General features: G+C 68.8%; 20 protein-coding genes and 1 tRNA gene. 8 read left to right on the top strand and 13 right to left on the bottom strand.

Annotated elements, in window-relative coordinates; all coding sequences use genetic code 11:
- The coding region (locus Mterra_RS08755) for a cell division ATP-binding protein FtsE (RefSeq protein ID WP_119314855.1) at nt 1–559 on the bottom strand (559 nt) is incomplete at its 3' end.
- Nucleotides 560–937: 378 nt separating this feature from the next.
- On the opposite strand from Mterra_RS08755, the gene Mterra_RS08750 reads away from it, so the two are divergent.
- The 4 genes from Mterra_RS08750 to Mterra_RS08735 all read left to right on the top strand — a co-directional run bounded on the left by Mterra_RS08750 (nt 938) and on the right by Mterra_RS08735 (nt 6,210).
- Entirely contained in the window at nt 938–2,257 is a 1,320-nt protein-coding gene (locus Mterra_RS08750; RefSeq protein WP_119314854.1) for a S41 family peptidase, read from the top strand.
- A 252-nt stretch (nt 2,258–2,509) separates the two neighbouring features.
- A complete protein-coding gene (locus tag Mterra_RS08745) occupies nt 2,510–3,250 on the top strand; it encodes an ABC transporter ATP-binding protein (RefSeq protein WP_119314853.1) in 741 nt (246 codons plus the stop codon).
- Nucleotides 3,251–3,257: 7 nt separating this feature from the next.
- Nucleotides 3,258–4,916, top strand: a complete 1,659-nt coding sequence (locus tag Mterra_RS08740) for a putative ABC transporter permease subunit (protein WP_119314852.1) — start codon at nt 3,258–3,260, stop codon at nt 4,914–4,916.
- A gap of 217 nt (nt 4,917–5,133) precedes the next feature.
- Nucleotides 5,134–6,210, top strand: a complete 1,077-nt coding sequence (locus tag Mterra_RS08735; RefSeq protein WP_119314851.1) for a bifunctional 3-deoxy-7-phosphoheptulonate synthase/chorismate mutase — start codon at nt 5,134–5,136, stop codon at nt 6,208–6,210.
- A 242-nt stretch (nt 6,211–6,452) separates the two neighbouring features.
- Here the strand turns inward: Mterra_RS08735 and Mterra_RS08730 are convergent, their stop codons facing one another.
- Nucleotides 6,453–10,877, bottom strand: a complete 4,425-nt coding sequence (locus Mterra_RS08730; protein ID WP_119314850.1) for an alpha-2-macroglobulin family protein — start codon at nt 10,875–10,877, stop codon at nt 6,453–6,455.
- Nucleotides 10,878–10,947: 70 nt separating this feature from the next.
- Between Mterra_RS08730 and Mterra_RS08725 the strand changes: the two genes are divergently transcribed.
- Nucleotides 10,948–11,910: a 4Fe-4S dicluster domain-containing protein gene (locus tag Mterra_RS08725; protein ID WP_119314849.1), complete on the top strand. Its 963-nt coding sequence runs from the start codon at nt 10,948–10,950 to the stop codon at nt 11,908–11,910.
- 144 nt (nt 11,911–12,054) lie between these two features.
- On the opposite strand, the gene Mterra_RS08720 is transcribed toward Mterra_RS08725, so the two are convergent.
- The gene (locus Mterra_RS08720) at nt 12,055–12,657 is read right to left on the bottom strand and encodes a CGNR zinc finger domain-containing protein (RefSeq protein ID WP_119314848.1); all 603 of its coding nucleotides are present in this window, start codon (nt 12,655–12,657) and stop codon (nt 12,055–12,057) included.
- A 119-nt stretch (nt 12,658–12,776) separates the two neighbouring features.
- Here Mterra_RS08720 and Mterra_RS08715 point away from each other — a divergent pair, with 119 nt between their 5' ends.
- Nucleotides 12,777–12,995, top strand: a complete 219-nt coding sequence (locus Mterra_RS08715; protein WP_119314847.1) for a hypothetical protein — start codon at nt 12,777–12,779, stop codon at nt 12,993–12,995.
- 5 nt (nt 12,996–13,000) lie between these two features.
- Here Mterra_RS08715 and Mterra_RS08710 read toward each other — a convergent pair whose 3' ends face one another.
- Entirely contained in the window at nt 13,001–13,477 is a 477-nt protein-coding gene (locus Mterra_RS08710; RefSeq protein ID WP_119314846.1) for an Lrp/AsnC family transcriptional regulator, read from the bottom strand.
- A gap of 129 nt (nt 13,478–13,606) precedes the next feature.
- Here Mterra_RS08710 and Mterra_RS08705 point away from each other — a divergent pair, with 129 nt between their 5' ends.
- The gene (locus tag Mterra_RS08705; protein ID WP_119314845.1) at nt 13,607–13,939 is read left to right on the top strand and encodes a hypothetical protein; all 333 of its coding nucleotides are present in this window, start codon (nt 13,607–13,609) and stop codon (nt 13,937–13,939) included.
- A gap of 41 nt (nt 13,940–13,980) precedes the next feature.
- Nucleotides 13,981–14,054, top strand: a tRNA-Gln gene (locus Mterra_RS08700).
- A gap of 75 nt (nt 14,055–14,129) precedes the next feature.
- Here the strand turns inward: Mterra_RS08700 and Mterra_RS08695 are convergent.
- The 9 genes from Mterra_RS08695 to Mterra_RS08650 all read right to left on the bottom strand — a co-directional run.
- Nucleotides 14,130–15,323 carry a tyrosine-type recombinase/integrase gene (locus Mterra_RS08695; protein ID WP_119314844.1) on the bottom strand — a complete coding sequence of 398 codons (1,194 nt, stop codon included), beginning with the start codon at nt 15,321–15,323 and terminating at the stop codon, nt 14,130–14,132.
- On the bottom strand, nt 15,307–15,522 hold the full coding sequence (locus Mterra_RS08690) for a hypothetical protein (protein WP_119314843.1): 216 nt from the start codon (nt 15,520–15,522) through the stop codon (nt 15,307–15,309). Before Mterra_RS08690 ends, Mterra_RS08695 begins: the two co-directional genes overlap by 17 nt.
- 175 nt (nt 15,523–15,697) lie before the next feature.
- On the bottom strand, nt 15,698–15,874 hold the full coding sequence (locus Mterra_RS22270; RefSeq protein WP_170159606.1) for a hypothetical protein: 177 nt from the start codon (nt 15,872–15,874) through the stop codon (nt 15,698–15,700).
- 332 nt (nt 15,875–16,206) lie between these two features.
- Nucleotides 16,207–16,599 (bottom strand): hypothetical protein, encoded by a 393-nt coding sequence (locus Mterra_RS08675; RefSeq protein WP_119314840.1) that lies wholly within the window; start codon nt 16,597–16,599, stop codon nt 16,207–16,209.
- A complete protein-coding gene (locus Mterra_RS08670; protein ID WP_119314839.1) occupies nt 16,596–16,793 on the bottom strand; it encodes a hypothetical protein in 198 nt (65 codons plus the stop codon). The genes Mterra_RS08675 and Mterra_RS08670 overlap by 4 nt, the downstream gene beginning before the upstream one ends.
- Entirely contained in the window at nt 16,790–17,491 is a 702-nt protein-coding gene (locus Mterra_RS08665; RefSeq protein WP_119314838.1) for a hypothetical protein, read from the bottom strand. The genes Mterra_RS08670 and Mterra_RS08665 overlap by 4 nt, the downstream gene beginning before the upstream one ends.
- Nucleotides 17,492–17,581: 90 nt before the next feature.
- Nucleotides 17,582–17,851, bottom strand: a complete 270-nt coding sequence (locus Mterra_RS08660) for a hypothetical protein (RefSeq protein WP_147372614.1) — start codon at nt 17,849–17,851, stop codon at nt 17,582–17,584.
- Complete coding sequence (locus tag Mterra_RS08655) at nt 17,848–18,168, bottom strand: PDDEXK family nuclease (protein WP_119314836.1); 321 nt, start codon at nt 18,166–18,168, stop codon at nt 17,848–17,850. The genes Mterra_RS08660 and Mterra_RS08655 overlap by 4 nt, the downstream gene beginning before the upstream one ends.
- On the bottom strand, nt 18,158–20,038 hold a 1,881-nt coding region (locus Mterra_RS08650), incomplete at its 5' end, for a DUF927 domain-containing protein (protein ID WP_119314835.1). The genes Mterra_RS08655 and Mterra_RS08650, both read right to left, overlap by 11 nt.

The following is a 20,038-nucleotide window of genomic DNA, read 5'->3' as shown; positions in this document are numbered from 1 at the left end:
GCGCGTGGATGGACTTGAGAATTTCCAGCACCATGATGGCGTTGGTGAGGTCCAGGTTGCCCGTCGGCTCGTCGGCCAGGACCACCGGCGGGTCGCCGATGATGGCGCGCGCGATGGCCACGCGCTGGGACTCCCCTACCGAGAGCTCCTCGGGGAAGGAGCGCTTCTTGTGCACCAGGCCCACCAGCCGCAGCACGCGGGTCACGCGGGTCTCCCACTCCGACTTGGGCACGCCCAGCACCCGCAGGGCGAAGAGCAGGTTGTCCTCGACGGTCTGGTCCTTCAAGAGACGGTGGTCCTGGAACACCACCCCGATCTTGCGGCGGTGCAGCGCGATGCGGTCCCCCCGCAGGGCCTTGAGGTTCTCCCCCCCGAAGTAGATGGCCCCGCTGGTGGGCTCGAGCCGCTTCAGCAGCAGCGAAAGCAGGCTGGACTTCCCCGCCCCCGAATGCCCGACCAGGAAACAGAACTCGCCCTTTTTGATCTCGAGGTTGATGTCGTAAAGCGCCTTGGTCTGGGTTCGGGCGTACTCGAGGGTCACCCGGTGGAAACCGATCATGGCTGACAGTATAAAAGCCGGGTGTGAAGGGGATGTGGCAGGCAAGGGCGGCCATAAGCGGTAACTGGTGAGCCGTCGGCAGTCAGCTATCAGCCGTCAGCGTGTGGCCTGTGGTTGACCCCAACCCTCCCCGCGTGCGGGGAGGGGGTATCCCCCCTGGCCCCCCTTGTTAAGGGGGGTAAAGAAAGGGCGTTTTGCGTCTGGCGTCTCGCGTACGGTGTAGGACGTACGACGTACGACCCGCCTCAGGCGCACGACGCACGACCCGCGCCCGGCTATCGGCTATGAGCTATCGGCCATTTACCCTTCGGCCTCCTCTAATCCCCCCTGTACCGCCGATAACCATTTTTCTCACCGTCTGCCGTTAGCATGAAGGGCATGAGGCGTTTCTCCTGGCTTCTCGTTGGGGGCGCGGTGGTCGCGGCCCTGGTTTACGCCCAGATCGGGCGGCCGAATTCCGACGCATTCCTGCGTAACCGTAACGGTCAGGCGCTGATGCAGACTTACCAGCTCATCCAGGACGAGTACCTGCAAAAGCTCGACCAGAAGAAGCTGGACGCGGTGATCCAGGGCGGCATCCGGGGCATGATCGGCGCCCTGGACGACCAGTTCACCAGCTACACGGCCCCTACCAGCAGCTCCATCCGCAGCCAGGACCTGCAGGGGGAGTTCTACGGCATCGGCGTGAGCCTGTCGCTGCAGCCGGCTAAGGGGGGCGGGGCGCAGATCATCGGGGTGACCCGGGGCCTGCCCGGGTACAACGCCGGGCTGAAGGTGGGCGACGTCATCACCGAGGTCAACGGCCAGGACGTGACGAAGCTCGAGGTTGACGAGATCGTCTCGAAGATCCGCGGGCCGAAGGACACCAAGGTGACCATCGGCGTGCGGCGCGACGGCAGCAACGCGGTCATCAAGTTCGAGATGGTGCGGCAGAAGGTCGAGATCATCTCCGTGACCAAGGCCATCCTGCCGGGCAACGTCGGCTACGTGGCGCTCGAGACCTTCGCCAACGTCAAGGTCTTCGAGCAGCTCAACGCCGCGCTCAAGGAGATGCGCGACAAGGGCGTGAAGAAGCTGGTCTTCGACCTGCGCGACAACGGCGGGGGCCTGCTCGACCAGGGCTGCCAGGTGGCCGAGGCCTTCATCAAGGAAGGGCCCATCGTCTTCACCCGCTACCGCACCCAGACCAAGCTTTTCTGCGAGGCCAGCGGCCGCGTGCAGTGGAGCGGGCCGATGGTGGTATTGGTCAACGGCAACTCGGCCTCGGCCTCGGAGATCGTGGCGGGGGCCATCCAGGACACCGGCCGGGCCAAGGTGATCGGCGAGAGCACCTTCGGCAAGGGCGTGGGCCAGAACGTCATCGACCTGCCCAACGGGGGCGAGCTCACGCTGGTGACCTTCGAGTGGCTCACCCCCAAGAAGCGGGCGCTTAACAAGACCGGGGTCAAGCCCGACATCGAGGTCAAGGACACCCGCTTCGAGGTGCCCCTGGCCTTCGAGGGCACCGGGGTCAAGCCCGGCGAGACCGTGACCCTGAACGTCGGCGGCAAGACCTACACCGCCAAGGCCGACGAAAAAGGCAAGTTCACCTTCAGCCAGACCCTGCCGCCCCGTCCCCAGTCCGAAGACCGCGGGCAGGCCCTGATCGAGCTCGAGAAGGACGCCATCCTGCAGCGGGCGCTGGAGGAGCTGAAGTAAGGCGCGGGTCGTACGTCGTACGTCCTACGCCGTACGTAAGACGCCAAACGCAAGACGCAAAACGCCTCGTTCCCCCCTTAACAAGGGGGGCCAGGGGGGATACCCCCTCCCCGCACGCGGGGAGGGACGGGGTGGGGTCACCACACGCCACTAGCTATGAGCCTTTGCAAGGTTAAGTCTTCTTAAACAGGCTCGAAAAGCGAGATTTACACCACTCATCTTCAGCTTAGGGCCTTAGGCTTTAAGCCAGTGATGATCCGACTGGAGAACCTCGGCAAGCGCTACGGCCGCTTCGTGGCCCTGCAAGGGCTAAACCTCGAGATCGCCCCGGGAGAGACGGTGGCCCTCTTAGGCCCCAACGGTGCGGGCAAGAGCACGACCATCAAGGCGCTGGTGGGGCTGCTCAAGCCGACCTCAGGGCGGGCTTTGGTCAACGGGGTGGACGTGTGGAAGGAGCCGGTGAGGGCCAAGGCCCAGTTCGGCTACGTGCCCGACCGGCCCTACCTCTACGGCAAGCTCTCGGGGGCTGAGCTCCTGCGTTTTGCCGCTGGGGTCTACCGCATCCCCAGGGCCGAGGCCGAGCGGCGCATCGAGGAGTTGCTCCACGAGTTCCGCCTCGAGCGCTTCGCCTCCTCGCTCATCGAGACCTACTCGCACGGGATGCGCCAGAAGCTCTCGCTGGCCCTCTCGCTGCTGCACCGCCCCCCCGTGCTCATCCTCGACGAGCCGATGGTGGGCCTCGACCCCCACGCGGCGCGGCAGGTGCGGGATCTGCTCAGGAACTACTCGGCCGAGGGGCGGGCGGTGCTGTACGCCACCCACCAGATGCCGCTGGCCGAGGCGGTGAGCAGCCGGGTCGCGCTGATCCACCGGGGCCAACTGCTCGCGCTGGGAACGCCGCGCGAATTGCTCCACCAGCACGGCACCCAAGACCTCGAGGAGTTCTTCATCCGGCTCACCGAGGACGCCGCCCTCGAGCCCATCCTCCAGTGACGCGCCCATGCTCACCCTCCGCGCCCGCATCCTCTACAACACCTTCCGCCAGTCCCCGGCCACCACGGCGCTGGGGCTGCTGCTGGCCCTGGGCCTGGCCTACCTGGCCTGGAGCGGCACCACCTGGTTCTTGGAGTTCATCACCTACGAGATCGTGGGCCGCAGCTCGCTGCTCGAGCGGCTGAGCGCGGTGTTCACCCGCAACGTGCTCGTCGAGCGCATCGTGGGCGTGCTGCTGCTGGTGCTGTCCTCGAGCGTGGTGCTCTCGGCGCTGCCCAACGCCATCGCCGTGCTCTACAGCTCGGAGGACCTGCCCATCCTGCTCGCCCTCCCGCAACGTGCCGCCAAGGTGTTCTTGTTCAAGGTGGCCGAGACCTTCGCCACCACCGCGCTCGTCCCCGCGCTCTTCACCCTGCCCGTCGTCTTCGCGGTGGGGGCCTTCTACGACGCGCCCTGGTTCTTCTACCCGGCCACCCTGCTGGTGGTGTTGGCGCTCTACGCCTTCCCGGTCGCCATCGGGGTGGGGCTGGCGCTGCCCTTAGTGCGCTTCGCCCCGGCGGGGCGGGCGAAGGAATGGGCCGCGGCGGTGGGGGCGGTGCTGGGCGGCGGCCTGATCTTCCTGCTGCGGGCCGTGCGCCCCGAGGCCCTGCTGCAGACCAACTTCGCCGACCCCGACGCCCTCGACCGCTTCCTGCAGAGCTTCCGCGACCCCGCCGCACCCTTCCTTCCCTCCAGCCTCGCCTCCGACGCCCTCGACGGCCTGATGAAGGGCCACTTCAACGCCGACTTCTTCGTTCTGGTCGGGCTCTCCCTGCTGCTGCTGGCGCTGGCCGGGCTGGTGGCGGGCTACGCCTACCAGATCGGCTGGGTGCGCTCCCTCGAGGGCACCGTGCAGGAACGCGGCTTCACCCGGCCCGGCTTCTGGGACCGCGTGAGCCTCGGCAGCCGGGCCTGGGCGCTGTGGGTGCGCGACCTGCGCCTGTTCTTCCGCGACGCCAACCAGGCCGCCCAGCTCGTGCTGGTGGGGGTGCTGGTGCTGCTGTACACCACCAGCTTGCAGTTCATCCCGCTCGAGGGCGAGCGCTTCCGCGTGGTGGTGGGCTTCTTGCACCTGGCCTTCCAGGGCTTCGTGATCGCGGGGGTGGGGGTGCGGCTGGCCTACCCGCTCTACTCGCTCGAGGGCCCCGGCTTCTGGCTGGTCCAGACCGCCCCGGTGAGCCGCCTGACGCTGCTGCTGACCCGCTTCGGCCTGGCCCTGGTCTTCCTGCTCCCCCTGGCCTTGATGCTCGGCCTGCTCTCCCCCCAGGTGATCGGGCTGGGAACCAACCTCACCCAGATCTCCGTCGCCATCGCCCTCGCCTCCGCCGTGGCCGCGGCCGGGCTGGGCGTGGGCCTGGGCTCGGCCTTCCCCCGCTTCGACGCTGCCAACCCCGCCGAGGTGCCGCTGGGCCTGGGCGGCCTGCTCTACATGGGCCTCTCCTTGCTCCACTCGGCCGCCCTGGTGGTCCTGGCCGCCCGCCCGGTCTACCTCTCCTTCGGCAGCCGGGAGACCTACCTCGCCGGCCCCGAAGGCCCCCTCTGGCTCCTCCTGCTCGCCGCCCTAACCCTCCTGCCCGCCCTGGCCGCCCTGGCGTTCGGGTACAAGCGAATGGGAGACCCGGCGTAGAGGGATGGGAAAATCACGGCCCGTGGCCTGTCGAGGGTCCAGGGCCTAGGGTTTAGAGCCAAAGCGTTCCGCGTTTAGCGTCTTGCGTTTTGCGTTTGGCGTTTTGCGTCTTGCGTACGGCGTAGGACGTACGACGTAGGACCGGCGTACGCCGCAGGACGCACGCCCCACGCCCGGCTCTCGACCCCCACCCCCGCCTTGGTATACCATCTGGGCTATGGACCAGCGCATTCAGAACCTCCGCAAGGAAGTGGACCGCATCAACCGGCAATTGCTGGCCCTGCTCTCCGAACGCGGCCGCATCGTCAGCGAGATCGGGCGCGTGCAGACGGAGCTGGGCATCGACCACTACGACCCCAAGCGCGAGGAGGAGATGCTGGCCTACCTCAGCGCCGAGAACCCCGGCCCCTTCCCCTCCGACACCATCCGCCGGCTGTTCAAGGAGATCTTCAAGGCCTCCCTCGACCTCGAGGAGCGCCAGGACAAGCAGAAGTTCCTCTACTCGCGCAAGGTCAAGCCCGACGACACCACCGTGCGGGTGGGCGAGGTGGTGTTCGGGCAGGGCAAGCAGATCATCGCCGGGCCCTGCTCCATCGAGACGGAGGAGCAGGTGATGTCCACGGCCCGCTTCCTGGCCGAGCGCGGGGTGAAGGTGCTGCGCGGGGGGGCCTTCAAGCCCCGCACCTCGCCCTACGGCTTCCAGGGACTGGGGGAGCCGGGGCTCGAGCTCGGCCGCAAAGCCGCCGACGCGGGCGGCATGGTCTTCGTGACCGAGGTGATGGACACCCGCGACGTCGAGCTCGTGGCCCGCTACGCCGACATCCTGCAGGTGGGCACCCGCAACGCCCACAACTTCGCGCTGCTCAAGGAGGTGGGCAAGGCCAGCAAGCCGGTGCTGCTCAAGCGCGGCTTCGCCCAGACCATCGAGGAGTGGTTCTACGCCGCCGAGTACATCCTCTCGCAGGGCAACGGCCAGGTGATCCTGTGCGAGCGCGGCATCCGCACCTACGAGAAGTGGACCCGCAACACCCTCGACCTCTCCGCCGCCGTCCTCGCCAAGCAGGAGACCCACCTGCCCGTGATCGTGGACGTGACCCACGCCGCCGGCCGCCGCGACCTGCTGGCTCCCCTAGCCCGCGCCGCCCTGGCCGCCGGGCTCGACGGGGTCCACGTCGAAGTCCACCCCAACCCCAAGGTCGCCCTCTCCGACAACGAACAACAGCTCGACTTCGCCCAGTTCGACCAATTCCTTGCCGCCATCCGCGACCTGATGCCGCAGCCGGTGGCGCAGTAGATTCGAAGCGGTCAGCCGTCAGTTTGTGGCTCGTGGTTTACCCCACCCCGGCCCTCCCCGCGTGCGGGGAGGGGGTATCCCCCCTGGCTCCCCTTGCTAAGGGGGGTAAACAAAGGGCGTCTTGCGTTTTGCATCTTGCGTTCGGCGTACGACGTACGACGTACGACGTACGACCCGCGTCTTGCGTTTTGCGTCTTGCGTACGACGTACGACGTTAGGACGTACGACCCGCACCTGGCGTCCTACCGCACCGTCAACTGACCGCTCGAGCCCAGCGCGTACACCCCCGGCTCGTTGACCAGTAACAGCCTGGGCGGCGCGGCGAAGTACGTGCCGGACGACAGCGCCCGCAGCTTGTAGCCCACCACGTACTCCCCGGCGGGCAGCTTCTCGAAGAGGAAGACGGCGCGGTCGTCGAGCAGGCTGGTGCTGGCGTAGTAGCTCCTGCCCGGCCCGAGGGCGCTGGGGTAGGGCAGGCTCGAGGTCGGCTCGAAGCCGGCGGGGTAGGGGTCCTCCAGGCGCAGGCGCTCGCGGGGGAGGGTGAGGCGCAGGCGCAGGCGGACCTCGACCACGCCGAAGCGCTCGGCCTCGTTCGTGGAGTAGCTGCGCTCGAGGGTGAAGTCGGCGGGCGGGGGCGGGACGAAGCGCGGGGTCTGGTAGATGACCCGGCGCAGCAGGGCCACGGGGCCGGCGGCGCGCAGCTCGAGGGCGTTGTCCGGTCCGAGGGCGACGGCGGGGAAGCGCAGCGGGGCGCCGAGGGCGGGCAGGCTGCCGAGCTGGGCCAGGCTATGGCCGTTGAGGGTGATCTGGACCGGTCCCGCGCCCCCGGTGAGCTGCCGCGCCTCGAGGTATTCCGCCAGGGCGTAGCCGGCGAGGGCGGCTTGGCGCGGGGTGCGGTAGCGCGAGCTCTGCAGCTCGTTAGCCAGCCAGCCGGCGTAGGCGGGGGCGTCGGGGGAGTTCAGGGCGAGCGCGGCCAGCAGGGCGTAGGCGGTGGCCTCCATGCTCTGCCCGATGCTGAGGCCCGCGCTGTCGCGCTTTTGCTCCGCGGCGAGGCGGGCGTAGGCGTCGGGCCGTGGGGCGAGCTCCGCCGCCAGGCGGGCCATCTGGGGCAGGGTGAGGGGGCGGCGGCTCAGGGCCTCGAGCAGCTCCTCCCGGCTCAGCACGCCCAGTTGGTACAGCGCCCAGCGCAGGTCGTTGGACATCACCTGCTGGGCCTCGAGGTACTCGAGGGTGCGGCCAAAGTCACGGATGACGTAGTCGTCGAAGCCGGCCAGGCGGGCCGCCGCCAGCGCCTGCACCGCGCGGATGGTGTCGAAGGGGTTGCTGCGGGCCCCCGGGCGCCAGCCCCAGCCGCCGTCCTCGTTCTGGGCGGCGCTCAGGGCGCTGAGGTTGGACTGCACCTGCTGCCGCGCCGCGTCGGTGGGCAGGCCCAGCGTGCTCAGGCCCTTCCAGACCCAATAGGCCGTCAGCAGCGCTTCGGCGGGGTCCTCGTGGCCCAGGAGGTCATTGGGGTTGCCCAGCGCCGCCGCGAGCGGGCTGGGGGCGACCCACAGGCGCAGCTCGGCCTGGCGGGCCTCGGCGGGCAGGGTGAAGCGGTCGGTGAGGAGGCCGGTGGCGCTCTGGCTCAGGCGGGTGAGCTCGAGCTCCTCCCCGCGCTCGCGCACCGGCAGCGCGAGGCGCACGGCGTCGGGGTGCTTGCCCTCGGCGCGGGCCTCGAGGCTCAGCCGGTCGGCGTTCTCGGGGGCTTGCAGCGGCCAGGGGACCTCGAGGGTGCCTTGGGGCAGCACGCTCACGCTGCGGGCCTCACCCCGCCCGCCCGCGCTCAGCGTGAGCTTGACCACCTGGGTTTCGGCGGTGAGGTTGTGCACGGTGGCGTAGGCGGTGGTGCGGTCGCCGCGGGTGAGGAAGGCGGGGGTGCTCAGGCGCAGGTAGACGGGTTGCTCCACGCGGAAGGCCCCGTCGTACTCCCCGGCCGCGGCGTCGGGGGTCACGGCCCGGGCCAGCAGGCGGTACTCGGCGAGGTCGTCGGGCAGCTCGAGTTGCAGGCTGGCGCGGCCCTGGGCGTCGGTGCGGACGGCGGTGAAGAAGGCGGTGTCGCGGAAGTTCTGGCGGAGGTAGACGCCCGCTCCGTCGCCGCCCCCGCCGCCCAGCCCGTCGGGGCGGGTGTCCAGGAAGCTGAAGGCCGTCCGCACCGCGTTGTGGGGCTTGCCCCAGAAGAAGCGCCAGGGGTCGGGGATGAGGTCTTCCTGCAGGGCGTAGACGGCGCGGTGGACCGCCCCCACGCCGACCCAGGCCGCCACCGGCTGGCCCCCCAGGGTGGTCTGGACGTTGAGGGTGACGCGCTGGCCGGGCCGCAGCCCGCCGGGGACGCTCACCTTGACCTCCAGGCGCTTGCCGGGCACCGGCACGAACACCTCGCGCTCGGCCCGGTAGCTCCGCCCGTCCCGCACGGCCTCCAGGCGCAGGGTGAAGCCGGGCTCGAGCTCGGGGGTGATGGAGATGGGGATCGCCGTCTGTTGGCCCTCGACGCGCAAGAGCTGCTGGCGGTACACCTCCCGGCCCTCCAGGCTCAGCAGCACCGTGCTGCCTTCGGGCAGGTCGGTGCGCAGGGTGAAGCGCGCGGTCTCGCCCACCTTGTACAGCCGGTCCTCGCCCAGGAGGTCGAAGTCGGGGCGGTCGCTGGCGGGAGGGGTGGTCAGGCCGGGGACGGGGAGGTAGCCCAGGAAGCGCAGGGTCCGGGCGACGCGGCCCTGGGAGTCCTGGGCCTCGAGCTCCAGCCGCACCGAGCCGGGGCCTTTGGGGGTGTACGTGAGGCTGGCCTCGCCCCGGGCGTCGGTGGTGAGGCTGAAGCGCTCGGCCTGGAGCACCCTCTCGCGCCAACCGTCGCGGGGCACGAACTCCCAGGTGCTGCGGATCACCCTGGCCCGCACCGTGCGGTTGGGCAGGCGCTCGGCTGTGCCCACCCGGCGGGCGAACACCTTGAGCCTGAGGGGCCGCTCGAGCGCCAGGTCGGGCACCGGGCCCACCCCCAGGGCCAGCCCGCTGGGGTGGACCTCGACCTCCGCGGTGGCCGGGACGATGCGGCCGAATTCGTCCTTGGCTTGGACGGTGACGGTGTAGGGCGTTACCTCGCCGTCGCGGCTGGCGAGCGGCAGCTCGAATCGGGCGCGGCCCTGCTCGACGGCGACCTGGGCCAGGCGGCTCTGGGGGTCTTCGTAGGCGTAGTACCCCCCGGAGATCCAGTTGGGGTCGGGCGGGTCGTCCTGGGTGTAGTCCCGCTCGTCGAAGGCCTCCTTGGCCCGGGTGGCGGTGTAATAGTCCCAATCCGGTCCCCAGTAGCCGCGCTCGGCGAACACGTCGGCCTGGGCCTTTAGCCGCCCGCCGCTGTAGTACTCGCCCTCAAGCACGAAGGGCACCTTCCCCGCCACGGCCTCCTTCGGGCCGCGCAGCTCGACGCGGAAGGCGGGCTTGACGTAGGGCTGGACGGTGAAGGAGGCGTGCCCGGCGTAGCTCAGCGGCTCACGGCGCAGCTCGCCGCCGTGGGGGATGTGGACCTCGAGGGCGTAGTTGCCCGACCAGGAGAGCTGCAAGGGGATCTGCTCGGAGAAGTGGCCCGCGCCGTCGAGCTTGAGGGGGCGCTCGAGCACCCGGTTGCCGCCCTCGTCCACCAGCCGGAGCGTCGCCTCGCCGCTGTAGGGCCGGTAGCGCGGCCCGTCCACCTGCCGGACGGCCCCGCTCACCCGCACGGTGTCCTTGGGCTGGTAGAGGGGCCGGTCGGTGAGGACCAGGGTGCGGAAGACCGGGCCGGCGGCGTTCTCCTGGGCGAAGAAGCTGAAGGCTTTGGAGCCGTCGCCCTCGGCGCGGAAGCGCAGCTCGCTGGCCCGGGGCGCGGGGATGCGGGCCAGGCCGTCGGCGTCGGCGGTGGCCTGCCCAAGCGGGCGCAGCGTTTTCGCCCCCTCCTCCCCCTCCTCCACGAAGAGCTCGAGGCGGGTGCCGGGCCGGGGCTCGCCCGTGGCGAGGTCCACGGCCCAGAACTGGGCGTAGGTGGGGGCGGCCTTGAACACCACGGCCAGGTCGGTGACCTGGAAGGCCATGGCGCCCAGGACGGCGTTGGGCGCGGCGGGGTCGGCGAGGGCCAGCAGGTACTGGCCGGGCTCGAGGGGCGGGAACTCGAGGAAGACCTGGTCGGGCACGTCCGGACGTGCCCGGAGGGGCCGGGTGCTCCGGGCGGGCGGCCCGGTGAAGGCGAGCTTGTCGTGGGAGTCTTGCAGGAAGTAGTCGGGCTCGAGCGGGAACAGCCGCACGTAGACCTCCTCGTGCGGGGCGCGGTCGTCCAGCCACATCCCGAAGCTCGCCGGCCGGCCCGGCAGCTTGAGGGCGTCCTGGTATTCGTCGAGGTTGATGCCGCGCGGGTCGTTCTCGTCGAGGTACTCGGTGTTGACGTAGCCCAGCTCCTCGCCGTAGAGCACCTTGGCCCAGCCCTTGCCCTCCCCCTGGTAGATCTCCTGCAACACGTACACGGTGCGCCCGGGCTCGAGCACCCGCCTGACCGGGTAGGCGGTCGAGGGGCCCTCGCGCAGGTTGAGCGCGGTCTTGGTCACGGCCGGGTCCGCCAGGGCCAGGCCGGAGAAGAGCATGCAGGCCAATGCCGTCTGGAGTATTCGCATGGACCCATTCTAACTCACGGTTTGTCACCTGCCTCCCGAGCCCCGGCGCCGCAGGGGGTAGGCTTGAGGCATGGGTCTGCTCGACAACCTCTTGGGGGCCTTCCTCAAGCTCACCGACCCCACCCCCGAGTTCCACCGCTCGAGGTGTTTGCTCGAGAAGAACTCGGTGGGCGGCTGCGACAAGTGCCAGGCGGTGTGCCCGCACGGGGCCATCGACCTTTCCAATTTCACCGTCCAGATCGACGAGACGCTGTGCACGAGCTGCGGCCTGTGCACCCAGGTGTGCCCCGGGGCCGCGCTGGAATTCCCGCTGGGGCCCCTGCAGGAGGCGTTGCACCGCGGCAAGGGGCAGGTGCGCTGCTCGCAGGCCCACGGGTCGGGCGAGGAGGTGCGCTGCTTAGGCCAGCTCACCCCCGGGCTCCTGGCCGAGGCCGCCAGCCGCTGCGGCCCCCTGACCCTGGCCCACGGCGACTGCGCCCGGTGCAAGATCGGCGGCGAGAGCGTGCCCCGCCAGCTCCAGCAGGCCGCCGAGGAGGCCCGCAGGTTCTACCCGGCCCTCGAGCTGCGCCTCACCCTCGACAAGCTGCCGGGCTCGCCCGTAGGCCGCCGCGAATTCTTCGGGGCCATGCTCGGCGGGGCCAAGCGCAGCGCGGCCGAACTGGTGCCGCAGTTGCCCATCCCGCTCGAGGAGGAATCCCCCGAACTCCCCGCCGAACTGCGCCTGCGGGTCATCGCCGCCCGCCGGGCCGAGGAGGTGCGCTGGCCCAAAATCCAGGTCGCCGAAGGCTGCACCCTCTGCCCGGTCTGCACCAACGTCTGCCCCACCCAGGCGGTCTCGCGCGAACGGGAGGTGGTGGAGGGCCTCAGCGACGAGTACGTCCTCAAGCTCGACGTCGCCGCCTGCACCGGCTGCGGCGCCTGCGTGAGCAGCTGCCCGCCCCAGGTCATCACCCTCGAGCAAGCCGGCAAGGAGGAGGTGCTGGGGGAGAAGCTCGAGCTGTACCGGGGAACGCCGCCGTGGTACGACTTGTGAGCAATCAGGCTTGGGCAGTAGCTCGTGGTCTGTCGAGGACCGAGGGCCAAGGCGTACGACGTACGACGTGGGACGTGCCTTTAGCGTCTTGCGTCTTGCGTACGACGTACGACCCACGCCCGGCGTCCAGCGTCCGGTCATCAGCTACCGGCTATCGACGCCCTCCCCCTTCTGCCGCCGGTAATGCCGCCGCGCCTTAGCCCGGTTGCCGCAACTGCTCATCGAACACCAGCGGCGGCTGTGGTTCTTGCTGTAGTCGAGGAAGAGCCAGTTGCACGTAGGGCTGTCGCACTCCCGCACCCGGGGCAGGCGGTCGGAGGTCAGGAGTTCGGCCGCGGAGCGGGCTACCGGCCACAGGGGGCTGTCCAGCGCGTCCCCTAGCCCCTCCCAGCTCCAGGTGAACCCCTCTTCCGCGGGCTCGAGCCGCTGGTGGCGCAGGGCCTCGGCGAGGACGCCGTTGAGCTGCTCGAGCCCCTCCGACGGGGCGGGCCGCCCCGCTGCCACGGCCGAGAAGACCGTGTAGACGGCCTCCCGCAGGGCCAGGGCTCGCGTGAACACCCGCGCCGCCTGCTCGGGCTGGCGCCCGGCCACGGCCTGCAGGTGCAGGCGGTCGAGGGGGTTCAACACCCCGGCCTCCGCGGCCCAGGCGAGCAGGTCGCCGTAGTTCTGGAAGCGCCGCGGGTCCTCGCCGACGGCGTTGGCGAAGTCCAGGCACAGCGAGCTGAGGTCTTGGTGCTTCTCGGGCACGCCTCGAGTATGCCCCCGAAGTTCTAACCAGTCAATGACAGTTGACAGGTTAGCGATATGCTGCTAACATAATAACTGGCTAAAGCATTTTAGGTGGTTAGGAATAACGGAGGGGATCTATGTTCGACGCTCATGCTCAGTGGCACCTGGCCCAAACCAGGCACAAGCAGCGGCTGGACGAGGCCGAGCGGCACCGGCTGTTGGCGCAGGCCGACCTTCGCGAGCCGCGGCCACGGTCCTCGGCCTGGCGAGCGCTGGTCAACCGCCTGGGCGACCGCCTGATCGCCCTGGGGCACGGCCTGAAGGGCGAGCCGTGGCAGGCGTGGGGTCCGAGGTGAAGCCCTCAGGCCGGGCTGGGCTCGCTGCCGGGCGCCCGGACGACGCGGTGGTCTACGGTCTTGGAGAGCACCAGCGAGGTGGTGGTGTTGCCGTACATCGACAAGCGGCGCAGCAGCTCCTCGAGGTGGCCCACCGACTCCAGGCGCAGCCGGATGAAGTAGCAGTCCTCCCCCGTGACGTGCCAGCACTCCAGCACCTCGGGGAGCTGGCCCACCAGCTTGCGCACGGCGGCGTGCTTGTCGCCCGACACCCGCAGGCGGGCGAAGAACTCCAGGCCGTAGCCCAGCTTGCCGGGGTCCACGACGGCGCGGTAGGCGGTGATGACCCCCGCGTCCTCCATGCGCCGCACCCGCTCGGCCACCGCCGGGGCCGACAGCCCCACCCTCCGCCCGATCTCGCTGTAGGGCGTGCGGGCGTCTTCCTGAAGGAGCTCGAGGATCCGCCAATTCAGCTCATCCATCACTTTCGAGTCGAAGGACATAGCACCATTTTAGCACTCAAAGCTAAGAGATGGCAGGGTTTTACTTTCGCTTATCCATTCACTAAGCCCTTTGATGCTCGTACCCTTAAGTTGTAATCCAGGGCATTCCCTGGGGAAAGGAGCCCAACCATGTTCAGTCACCCTAGCCCATTCCGCGCCCGTCTGGAGGCCGCGCTCGAGAACGCCTACGCCCATTTCCGCGCGGATTACCCCGCCTGGCAGGACACCCTCTGGGACCGCCACTTCCTCAAGGCCCACCTCCTCCCCGCGCTCCGGCAGGGCCTCGAGCGCGGCCAGGCCCCCAGCGCCGCCCATATCGCCCGGTTGTGGGCCGAGCACCTGGGCCTATCCCCCGAGCTCCAGCAGCGCTGGCGGCGGGAACTGGAGCTCATGGCCGCCAACTTCCTGTGCCACCTCGAGCACGCCCGGCCCCCCCTCCCCAAGCGCCCCGTCTCCGTTTGACACCTGCTGTCGGGCTGGCTACAATACTGCCTTGGCGATGTTGGGGCATCGTCTAATGGCAGGACAACGGTCTTTGGAACCGTCGGTCGTGGTTCGAGTCCACGTGCCCCAGCCAAGTCCAGGACGCGAAAACCCGAGGGTGCTCTACCCTCGGGTTAGCCGTTTTACGGTGATTCTACGGTTTATCGGTTCACGCCTTGGCCCGTGGTTGGGTCAGTAGAGCCTCTGTGTCAACTAGCCACCCTTGCCGCTCGTGCTCCAAGACGTGCCTATAGATGCTCAGGGTAATCGTGGCGTTGGAATGGCCCAACCTCTCGGCCACCAGCTCCACCGGCGTACCAGCGGATAGCATCAGGCTCGCGTAAGCATGCCGCAGATCGTGCGCCCTCAGTCGGGGGAAGGGAGTTTCCTTGACTCCGGTCTTCTGCTCCCGCTCGAGCCGCTCCTTCTCCAACCGCTGGATGATACGGCGCAAAGCGCGGCCCGGTGCGTTGTAGTCCAAGGGTCGGGCGGGGGCGTTGCCTGGGAATAGCCACATGTCGGGTGGCGGGGGTTCTTTGAGCCGCTCGGTCCACCGCTGGTGGTACGCTTTCAAGCGCACGAGGGTAGCGTGTGGGATTGGCAGGACGCGGCAACTCGAGGGGGTCTTGGGCTCGTTCTCCCTGCCGTGGCTGTGGGTACGGCGGATGACAAGCAGGGCTTTCTCGAGGTCGAGGTCTTCCCACTTCAATCCCAGGGCCTCACCCACCCGAAGCCCCATGTTCAGCATCAACCGGAGACACATCGAGGTACGCTCATCCCCGTGTTGATCCAAAGCAGCCAATAGCATAGTGGCTTCGTGACGCTCGAGCGCTCTACCCACCCGCTCGGTGGCCTTGCCCCTGGGGGCTTTGACCTTGACCGGTGCAGCGGCGTTGCGGTGGACAAGCTCGAGGTTCAGGGCTTCCTCGAGCAGGGCGTGCAGCTTTTGCCGCACCATTCGCACGGTGCGGGGGGTGAGCCGCTTGGACAGGTCATCCACGAGGGCGCGAACGTGGGCGGGGGTGATCTTCTGCAAGGGCAGCTTGCCCAGCACCGGCAGGGCGTAGCCAAGCTCTCGCTTATAGGCGTCATAGGTGTTGGGCCGAACCTCGCGGCGCTTGCGCTCGAGCCACTGTTCGGCCCACTCCCGAAGGGTCATTTTGCTGGGGTCGGCCAACACCCCCTTGTGGTAGAGGGCCACCTGCTCGGCTAACCACGCTTCAGCTGCCTTGCGAGTGGGATGGTAGCTCCGCACCCGCAGCGGCTTACCGTTACCGTCAAAGCCCAGGTTCAGCTCAGCGCACCAGCGGCCTGAACCCTTGTGGAAGTACGTTGTACCCGCACCTTTACCGCGCTTCGGCATCCTCCACCCCCAGCAACCCCAAAGCCTCGAGCCCGGCCCGCACCACCTCACCCCTGCGGTGGGTATCGAGCCGTAGAAAAGCCTCTACCACCTCGCCACGCTCCCGGAAGCGGGCGCTTGCCGTCCTCTCTCCCGGTGCCAGCTCCACCAACCCCCCAAGGGCTCTTAGCCTCAACTCCTTAGGCGGCACTCTTCGCATACGCTCATCATAGCATGTGTACACAAGCTAATTTCCTCTAAGCTCTATTAAGGGAAATATGCTCTCTCCAATCCCCTCACCGACGAAGCCCGTCTGGGACGGCATTCCTCGAGCGACCGCGTAAAACGGCTTTTAAGCCCCCTCGAGGGAGGGGGCCGGTGTCGGACATTGAGGGTCAGGGCTCCCAGGTCACCCACCGGGGATTCTCGGAGAGGTACAGGGTAAAGCCCTGGGCGTAGGGGTTGGACTCCAGGGCCTCAGCAAGAAGCTGGTGGTACAGGGCGGCTTCTGCATCGCTGAGGGTGGTGGGTGCGTCCTCACCCTCGGTGCTCTCGTCTCGGTAGACGACCACGACCACCTTCGGTGAGAGGCCAAGGCGATTCTCGACAAACTGCAAACGGCGTTCTAGGCTCACGGTCTCACTCTCCGAAGGGGCAAAGGCCCCTGTTGAAGGGCTTGCTCGAGGGCCTGCAACCGGGCCTCGAGGTCGTGTGCCTCGTGGAGTTTGGCGTAAGCGAGGGTGACTTGCCCTAGGGCGTGGATGGCGCGAAGGGCGAGGTTGGGGTCTACGTCCTCGACGATCTCTGAGGCCCGCAAAACGGCCCTCCACAGGCGTTTTTTGGCCCGCTCTAAGTCTCCGGTAGTACGCGCTTTGGACGGCATAAATCCCCCTTGGGGGAGGGGCTACCCCCCCTCCCCCCCTGCGGCAACGGCCAGGGCCAGCAGCGTCAGCAGCGCGGCCAAAGGTAGCCGGGGGTTTCTGCGCCACCTCGAGATTAGCTCGCTGATCAACGGCTGGGGATCACCGGGCGGGGGTGGCAGATCGTGCGGCCACGTGGATAAATCGCCCTGCTCGGCCTTCTCGAGCACCGGCAGGACGGCGTTGGCCCACTGATCCCAGGGCACAAGCGCGCCCTCGAGGTCGTCCAGACCGTCAACCTCGACGGGGGCGAAGCGCTCGAACGCTCCATCGGGCAGCCCGTCCAGCGCGCTGCGGAACCGAGACCAGAAGGCACCCCAAGCCGCACTGTGGGCGGCGCGGGTGCGGTCCTCGAGTCTGTTGAGGCGGTTGGTCATAGATCGGTCACCTCGAGGGCAAGGGGAAGAAGCAGCGTCCCGGTCTCGGTTTGGAGGGTCAGGAACGCCTCACCACCCTCACCAACACGGCGGATGGCGGCCAAAAGCTCATCGGCAAGGCCAGCCTCGAGGCAAAGCTTGAGCAGATCGAGCCGAAGGCAAAGCTGCGGGAATTTGCGAGGTTGGGCGGTCATAACGATTTGGAGGGGTCAGGAGCGGGCACGGCTGCGGGCTGCTGGGCACCGGGCCGGGTCAGAAGTGTGTCCAGGACGTAAATGCCGAAGTCCTCGGGGGTCTGGGGCGGCGCGTGGTGCCAGTTTCGGCCCTCGTACACGGGCCGCTCCAGCCGGTTGGTTGGCCGCATGTCCGGCGGGAGCTGGAGCAGGGCACGGCCATCGGCTCCAAGATCGCTCAGGACGCCCTCGAGCGCGGCAAGGCGCTTGGAGTTCTCGGTATCGCCACCGTGGTGAGGCCACCCACCGGGCTCGAGGGCGGCGAAGGTGGCAAGCCACCGCTCACGGGCCGAGCGCCACTTGTTGATGATGGCCGGCCCTTGACGCTGTAGGGCGGCAATGGCCTGCTGCACGCCGTAAAGCAGGGCCTCGAGGTCTTCCCGGCACTCGCCAATCTCGTGGGCGATACCACGGGCCCGCTCGAGCAACTCCTGCCGGTGCTCTTGGCGTTCGGCCTCGGCAATAGCGCCCCGGACGGTGCTAATCTCCTGCTCGATGGAGCTAATCAAGTCCTGCGCGGCACGGGCGCGGGTCAGGTAGTTGAGTTTCTCGTGCAGGTCGGTGCTCTCTGCGGCTTTGCTCTGGGCAGCCTCGAGTTCAGCGCGGGCTGCGCTGAGTTGGGCCTCGAGGGTGGAAAGTTTGCTTTGTAGATGAGACATTTTGAACCTCCGTTGCGGATTTTTGGCTTCAGGTCGGTGTTTGGCGATCCCCGCCACCAACCGGGGGCGGTGGACGGGGTGGGTGCCGGCTCACGGCTCCCACCACCATTCACAGCGCTCGGGATCAACCCAGGCGATGCCAAGCGCGGGCAACACCACGCACTCCACCAGCCGGTGGCCGGCGACGTGAGGCCAGTGCTGGGCCACAACGCCCCGGAAGCGCCACCGGCCAGGGGCCAGCACCTCGAGCAGCCCTTGAGCCTCGCTCAGGCGGTCGAAGTAGCGCGGCATAGGCTCCTCACCGGGCTGCTCGATCTGGTGCAGCAGTTCGGCGGCGCGGGTGGTGGTCAATCGGCTCACGCTCCCTCCCCGGCCCGGTGCAGGGCCTCGAGTAGGCGCCCCAACTCCACCACCACCAGGGGCGGCTTGCGGTCGGGCTTGAGGATGAGCACGTCCCGCCCCTCGAGCCAACTTTCCAGGGTCTTGAAGTCCTTGCGGCCCTTCACCTCGATGAGCACCCGCCCCAGCCCCGGCAGGGTGGCCTCGAGGTCACCGGGATAATCGGGCACTGAGCCGCTGAGAGGTACCCTGCGGGCCTCCAACCCGGCGGCGCGTAGTTGCTCCAGCACCAGCCGCTCGACGCGGTTGCCCTTGCGCTTGGGGGCGCTACCGGCCACGGATCACCCCCAGCAGCTCACGGGCGGCTTTCGCCCCCTCGCGGTTCAAACGCCTGCGCCAGCGCGAGCGCTCATCCTCGTTGGGCAGGCTCTCGAGCCGGTTCCAGGCCAAGGCCAACGCCTCCTGCTCAGCGAGCCGCTTGAGGCTGGTGGGGAGCGGTGCGGGGTCGAGGGTGTAGCCACCTTCCTCATCCGCAACCCCTAGGGGTCTTATATCTCCAGAACCGGTAACACCGGTAACAGGTGCTATTTTTGCGTCCTGTACAGCATTTCTCGTGTTACCGGTTTCGGTTTTGTTACCGGAAGCTTCCGGTAACAGGGCGGGGGGGGTTTGGGGCGCGGGGTTTGTTACCGGTAGCGAACCGGTAACAAGCGGATTACCGGTAACGGGGTTTGAGTCGTCCTGGACGATGTCCGTACCGGTGTTACCGGTGTTACCGGTTTTTGAGATATAGGGGGCCAGTACCCGCACCACCCGCGTGGGGTGACCCCCTATCCGCTCCACCACCGTGTGGCGGGTCTCGCCCGCTGAGGTCTGGGTACGGGTGATGCCCCGCTCCCCCAGCCGCTTCCACAGGGTGCGTGGGGAGGGCAGGGGCTCCCCCTGCTCGGCAGCCAGTCGGTTGAGGGAGGCGTAGGCGCTCTCGGGGTTCAAGAGCACATCCCCGGTGCGGGCATCCAGCCACCCCACCTGGGGCCCTTGCGCCACCCACCGCCCTTGGGGGGCCTCCGGCGAACCGCTCAGGTTCTCTTGCCAGGCCCACCCCCAGCGCTCGGGGTCGGGCGGTGGCTCCTTGGGGTCTTCCAGGTCGAGCAGGTGGCCCCGCTTGCCGGTGAGCAGCCCCAGCAACAGGGGGATGAAGCGCTCGGCGGGGTCGGCGCTGCGCTGGTGCTCGGCCTGCGCCACCCCCACCTGCCGGAGGGCCTGCGCCATGCCGGACTCGAGAGCCTCGAGCCGGGCCGGGGGCACCCCCTCGGCTTCCAGGGCCTCGCGCAGGAGCACCCACACCCCGTGCAGCCGGGCCAGGGCGTCGGTGGTGCGCCCGTGTTCGGCGGGGTAGCGGGGGCGCAGCTCGGCCACAAGTTGCTTCAGCCGTGCGCGGGCCTCGTCCAGCCGGGGGGCCAGCCAGGTGATCCAGGCGGAGAGGGCGGCGGCCAGGGGCTCGGGGTTGCGCTGGAGGGCACTCACCCGCCCGAAGTCGAGCGCACCCCGCTGGAGTTCCAGCACCAGGCACCGTGCCCGCACACTGTGGCCGGGGGGCAGGTCTTCGCCGGTGACCAGCAGCGCCCCGCGCGGGGGGCGGTCGGGGTGCAGGGTGCCATCGGCCCGCATCCGTGGCCTGCCAGTGAGGTTGCCCTGGGAGCGCAGCAGCCGGGCGGCCTTGGCCTGCAGCTCCCGCTGCTTCCCCTCGTGGCCGGTGGGGGCGTAGTCGTCCACCAGCACCAGCGCGTCCTTGGCGGCGAAGGCCACCCCCTCCAGCGCGTTGGCGGTGGCTTCCCAGTTGAGGGGCGCACCGGGCCGGGTGTGGCCCCACAGGGTTTGCACCAGCAGGGCCAGGGTGGTCTTGCCCGCTCCGGTGGGGCCGGTGAGGTACACGCTCCCCATGGGGTGATCCAGCACCGCACCCAGGGCGTAGAGCAGGAGCGCCCAGGTGACGGTGGGAGGGGCCAGCTCCAGCAGGGGCAAGGCGTCCTGCACCCGCCCCGGCTCGGGCAGGGCGAAGCCCGCGAGCTCGGGGGGCAGGTCCACCTCCACGCCCTGAGCACCGATAGCCCCCCCAGCGTGGAGGTAGGCCCAGCCCTCCCCGACCCGAGCCCATCCGGTGTGGGCGTACACGGTGGCTTGAGCGGGGGTGGACAGGTATTGGAT

Source organism: Calidithermus terrae (assembly GCF_003574345.1).
Lineage (GTDB): Bacteria > Deinococcota > Deinococci > Deinococcales > Thermaceae > Calidithermus > Calidithermus chliarophilus.
Note: the sequence above shows the minus strand (reverse complement) of the source record. Positions and strands in the feature narration are given on the sequence as shown.

What these genes read in the sequence shown, in the direction of transcription:
- Mterra_RS08750 (WP_119314854.1), top strand. Translation starts at nt 938, where the DNA reads ATGAGGCGTTTCTCCTGGCTTCTCGTTGGGGGCGCGGTGGTCGCGGCC.
- Mterra_RS08745 (WP_119314853.1), top strand. Translation starts at nt 2,510, where the DNA reads ATGATCCGACTGGAGAACCTCGGCAAGCGCTACGGCCGCTTCGTGGCC.
- Mterra_RS08740 (WP_119314852.1), top strand. Translation starts at nt 3,258, where the DNA reads ATGCTCACCCTCCGCGCCCGCATCCTCTACAACACCTTCCGCCAGTCC.
- Mterra_RS08735 (WP_119314851.1), top strand. Translation starts at nt 5,134, where the DNA reads ATGGACCAGCGCATTCAGAACCTCCGCAAGGAAGTGGACCGCATCAAC.
- Mterra_RS08730 (WP_119314850.1), bottom strand. Translation starts at nt 10,877, where the DNA reads ATGCGAATACTCCAGACGGCATTGGCCTGCATGCTCTTCTCCGGCCTG.
- Mterra_RS08725 (WP_119314849.1), top strand. Translation starts at nt 10,948, where the DNA reads ATGGGTCTGCTCGACAACCTCTTGGGGGCCTTCCTCAAGCTCACCGAC.
- Mterra_RS08715 (WP_119314847.1), top strand. Translation starts at nt 12,777, where the DNA reads ATGTTCGACGCTCATGCTCAGTGGCACCTGGCCCAAACCAGGCACAAG.
- Mterra_RS08710 (WP_119314846.1), bottom strand. Translation starts at nt 13,477, where the DNA reads ATGTCCTTCGACTCGAAAGTGATGGATGAGCTGAATTGGCGGATCCTC.
- Mterra_RS08705 (WP_119314845.1), top strand. Translation starts at nt 13,607, where the DNA reads ATGTTCAGTCACCCTAGCCCATTCCGCGCCCGTCTGGAGGCCGCGCTC.
- Mterra_RS08695 (WP_119314844.1), bottom strand. Translation starts at nt 15,323, where the DNA reads ATGCCGAAGCGCGGTAAAGGTGCGGGTACAACGTACTTCCACAAGGGT.
- Mterra_RS08690 (WP_119314843.1), bottom strand. Translation starts at nt 15,522, where the DNA reads ATGCGAAGAGTGCCGCCTAAGGAGTTGAGGCTAAGAGCCCTTGGGGGG.
- Mterra_RS08675 (WP_119314840.1), bottom strand. Translation starts at nt 16,599, where the DNA reads ATGACCAACCGCCTCAACAGACTCGAGGACCGCACCCGCGCCGCCCAC.
- Mterra_RS08670 (WP_119314839.1), bottom strand. Translation starts at nt 16,793, where the DNA reads ATGACCGCCCAACCTCGCAAATTCCCGCAGCTTTGCCTTCGGCTCGAT.
- Mterra_RS08665 (WP_119314838.1), bottom strand. Translation starts at nt 17,491, where the DNA reads ATGTCTCATCTACAAAGCAAACTTTCCACCCTCGAGGCCCAACTCAGC.